A 12,295-nucleotide genomic window follows, 5' to 3' on the forward strand; every position below is an offset into this window, starting at 1 on the left:
ACAAATTCAATCATTATGATGCGTGCTCCAGCCCTGCAACTGCGAGCACCATGTACCCGGTCGCCACCACCCTGCGCGGGCCAAGCGCCGCGCCACCGACGATGATCTCCATGGACATGCAACAACCCTGCGTTCTTGTGGTCGACGACGACCCGGACCTGCGCAAGCTGATCGGCGAGTTCCTCAGCGCCCACGGCTACCAGGTGGACGTTGCCGAAAACGTGGCGGAGATGCGCAAGAGCATCGCCCAGCGCCGCCCGGACCTCATCGTACTCGACGTGATGATGCCTGGAGAAGACGGCCTGAGCGCGGCGCGGGCGCTGGCCAGCGAGCGCGGTTCACCTGCGGTCATCATGCTCAGCGCGCTGGGCAACGACACCGACCGCATCATCGGCCTGGAAGTGGGCGCCGACGATTACCTGGCCAAACCCTGCAATCCGCGCGAATTGCTGGCGCGGGTACGCGCCTTGCTGCGCCGCAGCCAGGCCAGCAGCGAGCAGGCCGACCACCGTGGCAATGTCTACGAGTTCGCCGGTTGGCGGCTGGACGTGGTGCGGCGCGACCTGCGTGACCCCACCGGCATCTTCATCAACCTGTCCGACGGTGAGTTCGCGCTGCTGCGTACCTTCGTCGAGCATCCGCAGCGGGTGCTCAGCCGCGACCAGTTGCTGGACTACGCCCGTGGCCGCGATACCGACGTCTATGACCGCGCCATCGACAGCCAGATCAGCCGCCTGCGCCGCAAGATCAACGAGCGCGTGCATACCGAGTTGATCCGCACCGTGCGCAACGAGGGCTACATGCTGCTGCCGGGCGTTTCGCGTCTGTGAGCAAACCGGCACGTCGCGGGCTGTCCATCTTTGCCCGTACCTTCGTGCTGCTGGCGGTGGCACTGCTCACTGCCCAGGCGGTCGGCATCGCCCTGCTGGTGATGCGCACTCCGGTCTACGAGCCGCCGGTGCATCCGCCGGAGGTGGTGGCGCTGCTGTCCACGCGCATGCCGGCCGGCACCCAGACCCTGACGGTGCACGAATCGGCCCAGGCCCCGCTGCCGCCGGCAGGCCAGGTGCGCGACGGGTTTGCCGAAATGCTGCTGGCCCATTGGCTGGATGTCCCCGAGCAGCGCGTGCGCTTCTACCGCAGCGCCGACGATCGTCAGGGCCCGCGCATCGGCATGTCCCCACCGCCGCGCATGCCCGGCCAATCGCAGGCATTCGGGGCCGATGATGGCGATGCCAGTTACGCCGACAATCGCCACGAGGCCTTGCAGCGCTCGCCGCCGGCGCCAGGCGACTGGCCGCACGAGCGCCCCCCCGGTGCCCCGCCGTTCGGCAATGGACTGCGTCCGGACGACAGCCCCGGCGCCTGGGAAAGCGAGCGCCTGACCCCGGGCGTGCCCTTGCTGGACGGCTTCACCGCCGCGCTGCAACAGCCCGATGGCCGCTGGCGCACGGTCGAATCGCCACCGCGGCGGCTGTCGGCCGAGTTCAAGACCCATGTGGTGCTGCTGTTCCTGGCCGGCCTGCTGGCCAACGTGCCGCTGGCGTGGTGGTTCTCGCGTGCGTTGTCGGCGCCGATCAAGCGCTTTGCCGAAGCCGCCGACCGGCTGGGCCGCAACCCGGATGCTGCCGCATTGCAACGCAGCGGCCCGCCGGAGATCGTGCGCGCGGCCGATTCGTTCAATGCGATGCAGGCCCGCCTGAACCGCCTGATCAACGAACGCACCCACATGGTGGCGGCGATCGCGCACGACCTGCGCACGCCGCTGGCGCGCCTGTCGTTCCGCCTGGACGGCCTGCAGCCGCCGTTGCGCGACAAGGCGCTGGCCGACATCGACGAGATGAAGGCGATGATTTCCGCCGCGCTGGATTTTATCCAGAACGATCGCCACCGCGGCAAACGCGCGCCGCTAGATCTGCGCCTGCTGGTGGAAAGCGTGGTCGACAACGCCACCGACATCGGCGCCGATGCCGAACTGCTGCCCGGCCCGGCGATCACCCTGGATGGCGACCCGCTGGCCTTGCGGCGCGCAGTGATGAACCTGCTGGAGAACGCGCTGAAATACGGCAAGCGCGCGCGCCTGCAACTGCAGCGCGACGGCGAAGAGGGCGTGCTGTGGATCGACGACGACGGCCCCGGCATCGACCCGACCCAGCGCGAACAGCTGCTGTTGCCGTTCGTGCGCGGCGAGTCCTCGCGCAATCGCGACACCGGCGGCATCGGGCTGGGCTTGTCGGTGGCGCACAGCATCGTGCTGGCGCATGGCGGCGACCTGCGCCTGGACAACCGTGCAACAGGTGGCGGCCTGCGGGTGACGGTGCGCCTGCCGTGCATGCCGGAGCGGCGCTAGGGCCGGGTTGGAGTACGTTCTCTCGCCCGCAAGCTCGGGGGTGCCGGCCGGCGCGTATCCGAGAATTCACGCCTGCACACGACGATCCGCGCGATCGATCAGCCGCGCGCGACCACTGCTGCGATCAGCAAGCGCTCAGTACGCAAACTCGCGGAACACGCGATCGATGTCGCCCTTCCATGCACCGTGATACAGCGCCAGCTTGCGCTCGGCAGCAGTCACGCCGCTCTCGGCGATCTCGGCGATCACATCCACAAAGCCGGTTTCGTCCTGACCATCGGCATTCAGGCGCGCACGCCGACGCAGGCCCTCGCGGGCGATCTTGACCGCTTCCACCGCCAAATCGCGCACCGTGCCATTGCGGAACGGCAGGCCGAGCGCATGCTTGGGCACGCCGTCGCGCAGCGCGTGGCGCTCGGTGGTGCTGAAATCCTTGACCAGATCCCAGGCCGCATCCAGCGCGGTGTCGTCGTACAGCAACCCCACCCAGAACGCCGACAGCGCGCACAGGCGGTCCCACGGGCCGGCGTCGGCGCCGCGCATTTCCAGATACTTCTTCAGGCGCACTTCCGGGAATGCGGTGGTCATGTGATCCGACCAGTCGCGCAGCGTCGGCAACGCGCCCGGCAATGCCGGCAACCTGCCCTGCATGAAATCGCGGAAGCTCTGCCCGCTGGCATCGACGTAGACGCCGTCGCGGTAGGAGAAATACATCGGCACATCGAGCAGGTAATCGACATAGCGTTCGTAGCCGAAGCCGTCCTCGAACACGAAGTCCAGCATGCCGGTGCGGTCGGCGTCGGTATCGGTCCAGATGTGCGAGCGGTAGCTGAGGTAGCCGTTCGGCTTGCCTTCGGTGAACGGCGAATCGGCGAACAACGCGGTGGCGATCGGCTGCAACGCCAGCGACACGCGGAACTTCTTCACCATGTCCGCTTCGGTGGCGTAATCCAGGTTGACCTGCACCGTGCAGGTGCGGGTCATCATGTCCAGGCCGAGCGAGCCGACCTTGGGCATGTAGTTCTTCATGATCTGGTAGCGGCCCTTGGGCATCCACGGCATTTCATCGCGGCGCCACTTGGACTGGAAGCCCATGCCCAGGAACCCCAGCTGCAACTCACCGGCCACCTGCGCCACTTCGTCCAGATGGGTGCCGGTTTCCACGCAGGTGTGATGCAGGGTTTCCACCGCCGCACCCGACAGTTCCAGCTGGCCGGCCGGCTCCAGCGTCACCGAGGCGCCGTCGCGCAGCAGCGCGATGGTGTGGCCGTTTTCCTGCACCGGCTCCCAGCCGAAGCGCGTCAACCCGGTCAGCAGCGCCTGGATGCCGCGCTCGCCTTCGAACGTGGGCGCGCGCAGGTCGTCGAGCTGGAAGCCGAACTTTTCGTGCTCGGTGCCGATCCGCCAGTCAGCGCTGGGCTTCTCGCCGGAGGCCAGCACCTGGACCAGCTCCGCGCGTTCGGTGATCGGCGTTTCGGCAACGTGGCTGGGACTCGACAAGGGCAGGCTCGCAAAAAAATTTAGGGGAACGATGTGGGGGTCCTCCCCTGCCACCGCAAGGCCCGCACTATAACCGCAGGGCATGGAAAGAATTGCTGCCATCGGCCGGGTCTGACATTTCCATCCATGCGCACGGCGTGGCCGAGGCAGGCAGCAAGCGCTGGCGTGACCGCGGCACCCGGGGCCGGGCGTGACGGAGGGCACCGCAGGCCGCAACCGTCCAGGCTGAAACTGGCCCCCCGCAACTTCCCGCACGCGCGGATCCACGGCGTTTGATCGTCCGCAGCCGCGCAGCCGCGCAGCCGCGATCCTGTAGCATCGCCCGGCCATGACCGTTGCGCCCACACCCACCGACGCCCTGCTCGCGCAGATGGCCAGCCTGCTGCATTGCGAGCGCGCCGAAGGGTTTGCCTGCGTGAGTGCGCGGCGCGAACACGGGGCGCGCTCGGTGGATCTGACCCAGGCGCAGTTCGCGATGGTGCTGCAGGGCCGCAAGCAGGTGCGCAGCGCGACCCAATCGCTGCAGTTCGTGCCGGGCGATCTGTTCCTGGTGACGCGCCGTTGCCGCATCGATGTGATCAACACGCCCGACCCGCAGACCGGGCTCTACCTGAGCGTGGTGGTCCCCCTCTGCGAAGAGGCGCTGGCCGCTGCACGCGCATTGTGGAACGAGCCGCTGCCCGAGGCCGGCGCCGACATCGCGCAACTGCCGGCGATCGATTTCGCGCTGACACTGCGGCAATGGCGCGATGCGCTGCAGCACGGCCTGTATACCGAAGCACGCCTGGCGCTGGCCGCACTGGTCGTCACCCTCTGCCGCCGCGGCCACGGCGGCCTGTTGCTGCCGCCGGCGCCAAGCGTTGCCGAGCAGGTGCGTACGCTGATCACCGCGCAACCGCAGCGGGCGTGGCGCTCGCGCGATATCGAAGACAGTCTTGGCATCAGCGGCGCCACCTTGCGCCGGCATCTGGCTGCCGAACACCGCTCGCTGCGCGAACTGATCACCGACGCGCGGCTGGCGCACGCCATGGCCTTGCTCTACAGCACACGCTGGCCGCTCAAGACCGTGGCCGCGCGGGCCGGCTATCGCTCTACCCGCAGCTTCAGTCAGCGCTTCCAGCAGCGCTACGGGCTGGATCCGGCCAGCATCGGCAATAGCCGCTAGATCGCCGACGCGAGCGCTTCGCGCAGCGCAATGAGCGAATCGCGCAGGTCGCAGCGGCCAGCATGGCGACACCGCGGCGCTTGCCGCCTGTCCTGGAGTTGCTCATGCCTGTTTTTTCCGCCCTGCGTTCGCTGGCGCCGCTGTTGCTCGCCGCAAGCGCCACGCTGGCGCACGCCGCTGCGCCCGCATCCACCCACGCACAGGTCCCCGGCTTCTACCTGCAGCGCATCGGCACGCTGCGCGTCACCGCCTTGTTCGACGGCAGCGTGGCGTTGACGCGGCAACAGCTGTCCAACGTGGCCCCGGCAGAGCGCGACCGCCTGCTCGCGCAGGGCTACGTGCCCGAAGACGGCAAGGGGCTGCAGACGGCAGTCAACGCCTATCTGATCCAGGACGGCAGCCACCTCAGCCTGGTCGATACCGGCACCGCGCAGTGCCTGGGGCCCGGCCTGGGTCAGGTGCTGAGTAACCTGCGCGCCGCCGGTTACGACCCCGCCCAGGTCGACGATGTGCTGCTCACCCACGCGCATCCGGACCACCTGTGCGGGCTGCTCGATGCACAGGGCAGGCCGGCCTTTCCCGACGCCACGGTGTGGCTGTCCGAGGCCGATGCCGCGTACTGGCTGGATCCGGCCTCGGAGGCCGGTGCCGCGCCGACGCTGCAGTTCGCCTTCCCACTGGCACGCGCAGCGGTGGCGCCGTATCAGGCCCAGGGTCGGCTGCGCCGCTTCCAGCCCGGCATCAGCGCATTGCCGGCCGGCATCACCGCGCTGGACAGCCAGGGCCACACGCCCGGCCACGTCTCCTATCGCTTCGACGGTGGCGCCGGCAACACCGTGCTGGTGTGGGGCGATGTGCTGCATTACCACGCGGTGCAGTTTGCCCGGCCGGACGCCTCGTTCGAGGCCGACAGCGACCGCAGCAAGGCGATCGCCTCACGGCGTCGTCTGCTGGCGCAGGCCGCCGACGGCCGCTGGTGGGTGGCCGGTGCGCATCTGCCGTTCCCGGGCCTGGGTCATGTACGCCGCGAGGGCAAGGCGTTCGCCTGGGTGCCGACCGAGTTCGGCGCGGTGCCGCAATGAAAAAAACGGCGAGCCCTGGCTCGCCGTCCTGATGCTCTGAAGGCCAGGCGTCATGCGCCAGGCCCGGCCCGGCTCACTCCGCGGCAGGCGCCGCGACGTCCAGGCCCAGCCAGCCGCCGACGATGCCGCGCAACTCGTCCACGCCCTGGCGCGACTCGCCGGAGTAGGTCTGCACGGTCACGCTGTCGCCGAAGCGCGAGGTCACTTCCTTCTTGACCTTCTGCAACGTCTGCATCTGCTGGCCACGGCCGAGCTTGTCGGCCTTGGTCAGCAAACCGTGCGCGGGCAGGCCGCGCTCGGCCGCATAGCCGAGCATCTGCAGGTCGTAATCCTTGAGCGGATGGCGGATGTCCATCACCACCACCAGCCCGCGCAGGGCTTCGCGGGTGCGGAAATAGCGGTCGATGAAGGCCTGCCAGTGCGCCTGCAGGTCCTGCGGCACCTTGGCGTAGCCGTAACCGGGCAGATCCACCAGATAGCGCTCGGGCTGGATCTGGAAGAACACCAGCTGCTGGGTGCGGCCGGGGGTCTTGGACACGCGCGCCAGTGCGTTCTGGCGGGTCAGCGCGTTGAGCGCGCTGGATTTTCCGGCGTTGGAGCGGCCGGCGAAGGCGACCTCGTAGCCGCCATCGTCGGGCAATTGCCGGGCGTTGTGGGCGGACAGGTGGTAGCGGGCTTGTTCGATAAGGAGCGACATCTCCCTAGGATCGCACGTTCGGGGCCTGACGGTTTTGCTGCACTGTTCGTTGACCCTGGCGCAAAGGCGTGTCGATAATCGAAGCACGCCTGCCACAGCCAGCACCCAACGCGCGCGGGCCGGGTCCATACGGAGCTTTAGCTGATGCGCCATGCTCGTGTGCTAGTCCTCGCCGCCCTCGCCGTGCCGGTCATCGCCGCCGTGGCGTTTGCGCAGTCGGCGGTCACGCCGATCCCCGATCCGCCGCCGGTGCGCATTGCCCCGCTGGAGGTGGACCTGTCCAAGACCACCTGGGGCGATGCCAAGGCCGGCCAGACCAAGGCCGCCGCCTGCGCGGCCTGCCATGGCCCGGACGGCAATCCGGCGGTGGCCATGTACCCGCGCATCGCCGGCCAGACCGAGCGCTACGTGGCGCACCAGGTCGCCTTGATCGCCAGCGGCGAGCGCAATACCGGCATGTCGGCGGTGATGGTGCCGTTCGTCAAGGACCTCACCGCGCAGGACATGCGCGACCTGGGCGCCTACTTCGCCACGCAGAAAGCCGCTGCCGGGGTGGCCGACGATGCGGTGGTCAACGAGGGGCCGTACCAGGGCCTGAAGTTCTACCAAGTCGGCGAGAAGCTCTACCGCAGCGGCGATGTCGCGCGCGGCGTGCCGGCCTGCATGGCCTGCCATGGGCCGTCCGGCAGCGGCAATCCGGGCCCGGCGTATCCGCGCCTGGGCGGCCAGCATGCCGAGTACGTGGCGCGGCGCCTGAAGGAATACCAGGCCGGCACCACCCAGGAGCGCAACCCGGCGCTGTTCAATATCATGGCGCAGGTGGCGCACCCGCTGACCGAGCAGGAGATCCAGGCGCTGGCCAGCTATCTGCAGGGTCTGCACGACCGCGCCGACGATGCCGCCGCCGCGCAACTGCCCGCAGCAACGCCCGCACGCTCATGAGCTGACCGCCGCAACCGCCACAGCGTGTCACGACGCCGGTCCCGCGACCGGCGTCGTCGTTTCCCGCCCTCCCCCTTCCCACCCCACGGAGCCTGCATGAATCTGCTTTCCCGCCTGTCCCTGCTGTTGTTGCTGTTGATGCCGCTGGCGGCCTGTGCCGCCGACAAGAACGCCCCGCCGGTCGAAGGCGACGACTACATCGTCATCGACGGCGGCCAGCCGTACGCGCCGCTGGCCGGCAAGGTGGAAGTGGTCGAGGTGTTCGGCTACACCTGTCCGCACTGCGCGCACTTCGAGCCAACCCTGGAGGCCTGGGTGGCCAAGCAGCCGTCGTATGTGCGCTTCACCCCGGTGCCGGCGGCCTTCGGCGGGTTCTGGGATGCCTTCGCGCGTGCCTACTTCGCCGCCGACATCCTGGGCGTGGCCAAGCGCAGCCATCGCGCCATGTTCGAGGCGATCCACGAAAAGCAGACCGTGCCGACCCAGAACGTCGCCCCGGAGGAACTGGCCGCCTTCTATGCCGGCTACGGCGTGCCGCAGCAGCGCTTCATCGAGACCTACAAGAGCCAGGCGGTCGATGCCAGGCTCGATGCCGCGCGCGAGTTCGCCAAGCGCAGCAAGCTGCCCGGCACCCCGGCGATCATCGTCAACGGACGCTATCTGATCGGCGCGCGCAACTACCCGGACATGCTGCGCGTGGCCGACTACCTGATCGCCCGCGAACACGCTGCGCCTGCCAAGCGCTGAACCGCGTAACCGCCACCGACGGCCGCCCGTGGCATCATGCGCCCCGCGGCCGTCCGGCCCTTTCCTCGCCCCACGCTGGAGATCCAATCCGATGAAGACCCGCTTCGCCCTGACGCTGATGGCGCTGCTGCCGATCCTGGTCGCCTGCAAGGCCCAGGACGGCTCGTCCGATACCGCACCTGCCGCCACCACGCCGGCTGCCGAAACGGCGCCTGCTCCGGCCGCTGCCACGCCGGCCGCCGACCCCGCCGCACCGCCTGCAGTTGGCGAGAGCGCCAGCACCCCGCCGGCCGCCGCCCCCAGCGCCGCACCGCGCGCGCCGAACGGCCCCGAACCGGTCGCCGGCACCGACTATCTGGATATCGAAGGCGGCCAGCCGTACCAGCAGGCCGCCGGCAAGATCGAAGTGGCCGAGGTCTTCGGCTATGTCTGCCCCGCCTGCAACGCGTTCCAGCCGCTGATCGGGCCGTGGAAGGCCGGCTTGCCGTCGGACGTGCACTTTGTCTACGTGCCGGCGATGTTCGGCGGCCCGTGGGACGACTACGGCCGTGCGTTCTACGCCGCCGAAACCCTGGGTGTGCAGGAAAAGACCCACGAAGCGCTGTACAAGGCCATCCACACCGAGCAGACCCTCAAGGGTGAGCGCGGCAAGGATTCGGTGCAGGACATCGCCGCGTTCTACGCCAAGTACGGCGTGGACCAGAAGACCTTCATCGACACCATGAGCAGCTTCGGCGTGTCGGCCAAGACCAACCGCGCCAAGCAGTTCGCCACCCGCAGCAAGCTCACCGGCACCCCGTCGCTGATCGTCAACGGCAAGTACCTGGTCAAGGGCCAGAGCTTCCCGGACATGCTGCGCATCGCCGATCACCTGATTGCGCGCGAACGCGCCACGCTGGCCAAGTGATCCTGTCGATCGCAGCCCTGTGAACGCTTCGGATTCGCGCACCCTGCGGGTGCTGACCGCCAACATCCAGGCCGGCTCCAGCACCCGCCGTTACAGCGATTACGTCACGCGCAGCTGGTCGCATGCGTTGCCGCTGGGCAGCAAGCGCACCAGCCTGGACAGCATCGCCAAACTGGCCGGCGAGCGCGATATCGTCGGCCTGCAGGAAGCCGATCCGGGCAGCCTGCGCTCGGGTTTCACCAACCAGACCCACTACTTGGCCGAGCGCGCCGGCTTCCATTACTGGAGCCACCAACCCAACCGCCGCATGGGCGGTGTCGCCTCCAGCGCCAACGGCTTGCTCAGCAAGCTGGAACCGCTGGAAGTGCAGGACCACGCCCTGCCCGGCCGGATCGGCGGGCGCGGCATCCTGCTGGCCAAGTTCGGGCAGGGTCGCAAAGGCCTGGCGGTCGCAGTGGCGCATCTGTCGTTGGGCGCCAACTCGCGCATGGCGCAACTGGCCTTCATCGCCGAGTTGTTGTCCGAGCATCCCAACGCGATGTTGATGGGCGATTTCAACTGCATGGCCGACCGGCCGGAAATGCAGGCGCTGTACCGGCACACGCGATTGCAACCGCCGAGCTGCGAAGTGCATACGTTTCCCAGCTGGCGTCCGGATCGGGCGATCGACCATATCCTGGTCAGCGACAGCTTGAAGATCGAACATATCGAAGCGATTCCCGCAGCGTTCTCCGACCATCTTGCGGTCGGCATGGATATCCGCGTACCGCTGCCCCTGCTGCGCTAGCAAGCACGCAACGTGGCCATGGGTTCGCACTGGCGGACTCGACCGATGACACCCCCTCGACACCGCCTGTGCGATAACGCAGGCGGTTTTTCGTTGGGAGCACCGCACGTGATACGCGTCATATGAGTGTGTCGGCATGAGTGCGGTAGAGCCGCAGCGGTTGCCGGTGCGCACCCTGCGGCCGGTGTTCGTGCTGGCGGCGACCGTGGTCTGTACGTTTGCGTTGTTGGTGGCGTTGTTTCCGCTCGAGGCGGGCCGCGTGCTGCTGGGCGCGCAGACCTGGGCATCGCGCAATGTCGGCTGGTACTACCTGCTGGCGATGACGGTGTATCTGGTGTTCGTGCTCGGCGTGGCCTTGTCCAGCTACGGCAACATCAAGCTCGGCGCCGATCACGACGAGCCGGAATTCAGCTATCTCTCCTGGGCCGGCATGTTGTTCGCCGCGGGTATCAGCATCACGCTGTTCTTCTTCTGCGTCTCCGAACCGCTCACCCATTATCTGCAACCGCCGCAGGGCGGAACCGGCAGCGGCGAGGCCTCTGCGCGTCAGGCGATGCAGTTGCTGTTCCTGCATTGGGGACTGCATGGCTGGGGCGTGTTCGCGCTGGCAGCGATGGCGCTGGCGTATTTCGCATTCCGCCACAACCTGCCGCTGGCCTTGCGCTCGGCGCTGTATCCGCTGATCGGCAAGCGCATCAACGGGCCGATCGGCTACACCGTGGATGCGCTGGGCATCGTGGCCACCGTGTTCGGCCTGGGCGCGGACATGGGCTTTGGCGTACTGCACCTCAATGCCGGCCTGAGCACCTTGATGGATGTGCCGCACACCCACTGGGTGCAGGTCGCGCTGATCGTGGCGATGATGGGCGCGGCGATCGTGGTGGCGGTGTCCGGCGTTGAAAAAGGCGTGCGCTGGATGTCGGACATCAACATGCTGCTGGCGATCGCGCTGCTGCTGTTCATGCTGTTGGCCGGCCCCACGCAGTATCTGCTCAACGCGTTGATCCAGAATCTGGGCGACTACCTGGGCAGTGTGGTCAACAAGAGTTTCGATGTGTACGCCTACGGCGGCCGCGGCGACTGGCTCGGCAATTGGACGGTGTTCTACTGGGCGTGGTGGATCGGCTGGGCACCGTTCGTAGGCCTGTTCATCGCCCGCATTTCGCGCGGCCGCACCATTCGCGAGTTCGTGCTCGGCGTGTTGCTGATCCCACTCGGCTTCACCCTGGCGTGGCTGTCGATCTTCGGCAACAGCGCGCTGGACCAGTTGCTGCATCACGGCCAGGGCGCGCTGGCGCAGCAGGCCATCGATGCGCCGCAGACGGTGCTGTATTCGCTCCTGCAGAACTACCCGTGGAGCCGCACGGTGATCACGGTGACGGTGGCGATCAGCTTCGTGTTCTTCGTGACCTCTGCCGATTCCGGTACGGTGGTGCTGTCCACGCTGTCCTCGCACGGCGGCGAACCGCACGACGACGGCCCGCGCTGGTTGCGCGTGTTCTGGGGTGTGCTCACTGCGGTGGTGACCGGCGGCCTGTTGCTGGCCGGCAGCATGGATGCGCTGAAATCGGCCGTGGTGCTGGCCTCGCTGCCGTTCTCGGCAGTGCTGCTGCTGATGGCCTGGGGCTTGTCGCGCGCGCTCAGCGAAGAGTCGCAACGCAAGCGTGCGCAGCTCTACAGCCCCAGCCCGCTGATCGGACAATCGCGGCATCACCGCGGCTGGCGTCAGCGCCTGGGCCAGGCGATGCATTTCCCGGCGCGCGATGAGGTGTATCGCTTCATGCACGACCAAGTGCGCCCGGCGATCGAAGCGGTCACCGCGCAACTGCAGGAAGAGGGCTGGCAGGTCAGCAGCCGGCTCGACGACGGCGACATGGACATCAGCGTCGATCACGGCGAGCAGCAGGGCTTCCGCTACCAGGTGGTGATGCGCGGTTACCTGACGCCGTCCTTCGCCGCGCAACGCCTGCGTAACCAACGCTATTACCGCGCCGAAGTGTATCTGTACGAAGGCAGCCAGGATTACGACCTGGTCGGTTACAGCCGCGAGCAGATCATCAACGACATCATCGATCAATACGAGCGTCACCTGCAGTTCCTGCATCTCACGCGCTGAGG

The 12,295-nt window shown here is 67.8% G+C and carries 10 protein-coding genes and 2 pseudogenes; 10 read left to right on the forward strand and 2 right to left on the reverse strand.

The window, feature by feature from the left end; all coding sequences use genetic code 11:
• Positions 1-110 precede the first annotated feature (110 nt).
• The 3 genes and pseudogenes from XarjCFBP7645_RS17850 to XarjCFBP7645_RS17855 all read left to right on the forward strand — a co-directional run.
• Positions 111-830, forward strand: a complete 720-nt coding sequence (locus XarjCFBP7645_RS17850) for a response regulator (RefSeq protein WP_087962308.1) — start codon at positions 111-113, stop codon at positions 828-830.
• A pseudogene (locus tag XarjCFBP7645_RS22220) lies at positions 827-1,193 on the forward strand (two-component sensor histidine kinase); the annotation flags it as partial. The gene XarjCFBP7645_RS17850 and the pseudogene XarjCFBP7645_RS22220, both read left to right, overlap by 4 nt.
• A gap of 74 nt (positions 1,194-1,267) precedes the next feature.
• Positions 1,268-2,350 (forward strand): annotated as a pseudogene (locus tag XarjCFBP7645_RS17855) (ATP-binding protein); the annotation flags it as partial.
• 135 nt (positions 2,351-2,485) lie between these two features.
• Here XarjCFBP7645_RS17855 and XarjCFBP7645_RS17860 read toward each other — a convergent pair.
• A complete protein-coding gene (locus XarjCFBP7645_RS17860; RefSeq protein ID WP_047126028.1) occupies positions 2,486-3,850 on the reverse strand; it encodes a glutamate--cysteine ligase in 1,365 nt (454 codons plus the stop codon).
• Between the two features lie 328 nt (positions 3,851-4,178).
• Between XarjCFBP7645_RS17860 and XarjCFBP7645_RS17870 the strand changes: the two genes are divergently transcribed.
• Both XarjCFBP7645_RS17870 and XarjCFBP7645_RS17875 read left to right on the forward strand, forming a co-directional pair.
• Positions 4,179-5,015, forward strand: coding sequence for a helix-turn-helix transcriptional regulator (locus tag XarjCFBP7645_RS17870; protein ID WP_024939452.1), 837 nt, complete (start codon positions 4,179-4,181; stop codon positions 5,013-5,015).
• 104 nt (positions 5,016-5,119) lie between these two features.
• Entirely contained in the window at positions 5,120-6,097 is a 978-nt protein-coding gene (locus XarjCFBP7645_RS17875; protein WP_047126682.1) for an MBL fold metallo-hydrolase, read from the forward strand.
• A gap of 73 nt (positions 6,098-6,170) precedes the next feature.
• On the opposite strand, the gene yihA is transcribed toward XarjCFBP7645_RS17875, so the two are convergent.
• Positions 6,171-6,794, reverse strand: a complete 624-nt coding sequence (yihA, locus tag XarjCFBP7645_RS17880) for a ribosome biogenesis GTP-binding protein YihA/YsxC (protein ID WP_024939454.1) — start codon at positions 6,792-6,794, stop codon at positions 6,171-6,173.
• 144 nt (positions 6,795-6,938) lie between these two features.
• On the opposite strand from yihA, the gene XarjCFBP7645_RS17885 reads away from it, so the two are divergent.
• The 5 genes from XarjCFBP7645_RS17885 to betT all read left to right on the forward strand — a co-directional run bounded on the left by XarjCFBP7645_RS17885 (position 6,939) and on the right by betT (position 12,293).
• Complete coding sequence (locus XarjCFBP7645_RS17885; protein WP_024939455.1) at positions 6,939-7,736, forward strand: c-type cytochrome; 798 nt, start codon at positions 6,939-6,941, stop codon at positions 7,734-7,736.
• Between the two features lie 96 nt (positions 7,737-7,832).
• Positions 7,833-8,483 (forward strand): thiol:disulfide interchange protein DsbA/DsbL, encoded by a 651-nt coding sequence (locus tag XarjCFBP7645_RS17890; RefSeq protein ID WP_039528724.1) that lies wholly within the window; start codon positions 7,833-7,835, stop codon positions 8,481-8,483.
• Between the two features lie 91 nt (positions 8,484-8,574).
• Positions 8,575-9,390 carry a thiol:disulfide interchange protein DsbA/DsbL gene (locus tag XarjCFBP7645_RS17895; RefSeq protein WP_016902612.1) on the forward strand — a complete coding sequence of 272 codons (816 nt, stop codon included), beginning with the start codon at positions 8,575-8,577 and terminating at the stop codon, positions 9,388-9,390.
• A gap of 49 nt (positions 9,391-9,439) precedes the next feature.
• Positions 9,440-10,177, forward strand: a complete 738-nt coding sequence (locus XarjCFBP7645_RS17900; RefSeq protein ID WP_104538847.1) for an endonuclease/exonuclease/phosphatase family protein — start codon at positions 9,440-9,442, stop codon at positions 10,175-10,177.
• A 136-nt stretch (positions 10,178-10,313) separates the two neighbouring features.
• Positions 10,314-12,293 carry a choline BCCT transporter BetT gene (gene betT, locus XarjCFBP7645_RS17905; RefSeq protein ID WP_104538546.1) on the forward strand — a complete coding sequence of 660 codons (1,980 nt, stop codon included), beginning with the start codon at positions 10,314-10,316 and terminating at the stop codon, positions 12,291-12,293.
• Positions 12,294-12,295 lie beyond the last annotated feature (2 nt).

Origin of the sequence: Xanthomonas arboricola, from assembly GCF_002940665.1 — a bacterium.
Classification (GTDB): Bacteria; Pseudomonadota; Gammaproteobacteria; order Xanthomonadales; family Xanthomonadaceae; genus Xanthomonas; species Xanthomonas arboricola_B.

What these genes read in the sequence shown, in the direction of transcription:
- XarjCFBP7645_RS17850 (WP_087962308.1), top strand. Translation starts at nt 111, where the DNA reads ATGGACATGCAACAACCCTGCGTTCTTGTGGTCGACGACGACCCGGAC.
- XarjCFBP7645_RS17870 (WP_024939452.1), top strand. Translation starts at nt 4,179, where the DNA reads ATGACCGTTGCGCCCACACCCACCGACGCCCTGCTCGCGCAGATGGCC.
- XarjCFBP7645_RS17875 (WP_047126682.1), top strand. Translation starts at nt 5,120, where the DNA reads ATGCCTGTTTTTTCCGCCCTGCGTTCGCTGGCGCCGCTGTTGCTCGCC.
- yihA (WP_024939454.1), bottom strand. Translation starts at nt 6,794, where the DNA reads ATGTCGCTCCTTATCGAACAAGCCCGCTACCACCTGTCCGCCCACAAC.
- XarjCFBP7645_RS17885 (WP_024939455.1), top strand. Translation starts at nt 6,939, where the DNA reads ATGCGCCATGCTCGTGTGCTAGTCCTCGCCGCCCTCGCCGTGCCGGTC.
- XarjCFBP7645_RS17890 (WP_039528724.1), top strand. Translation starts at nt 7,833, where the DNA reads ATGAATCTGCTTTCCCGCCTGTCCCTGCTGTTGTTGCTGTTGATGCCG.
- XarjCFBP7645_RS17895 (WP_016902612.1), top strand. Translation starts at nt 8,575, where the DNA reads ATGAAGACCCGCTTCGCCCTGACGCTGATGGCGCTGCTGCCGATCCTG.
- betT (WP_104538546.1), top strand. Translation starts at nt 10,314, where the DNA reads ATGAGTGCGGTAGAGCCGCAGCGGTTGCCGGTGCGCACCCTGCGGCCG.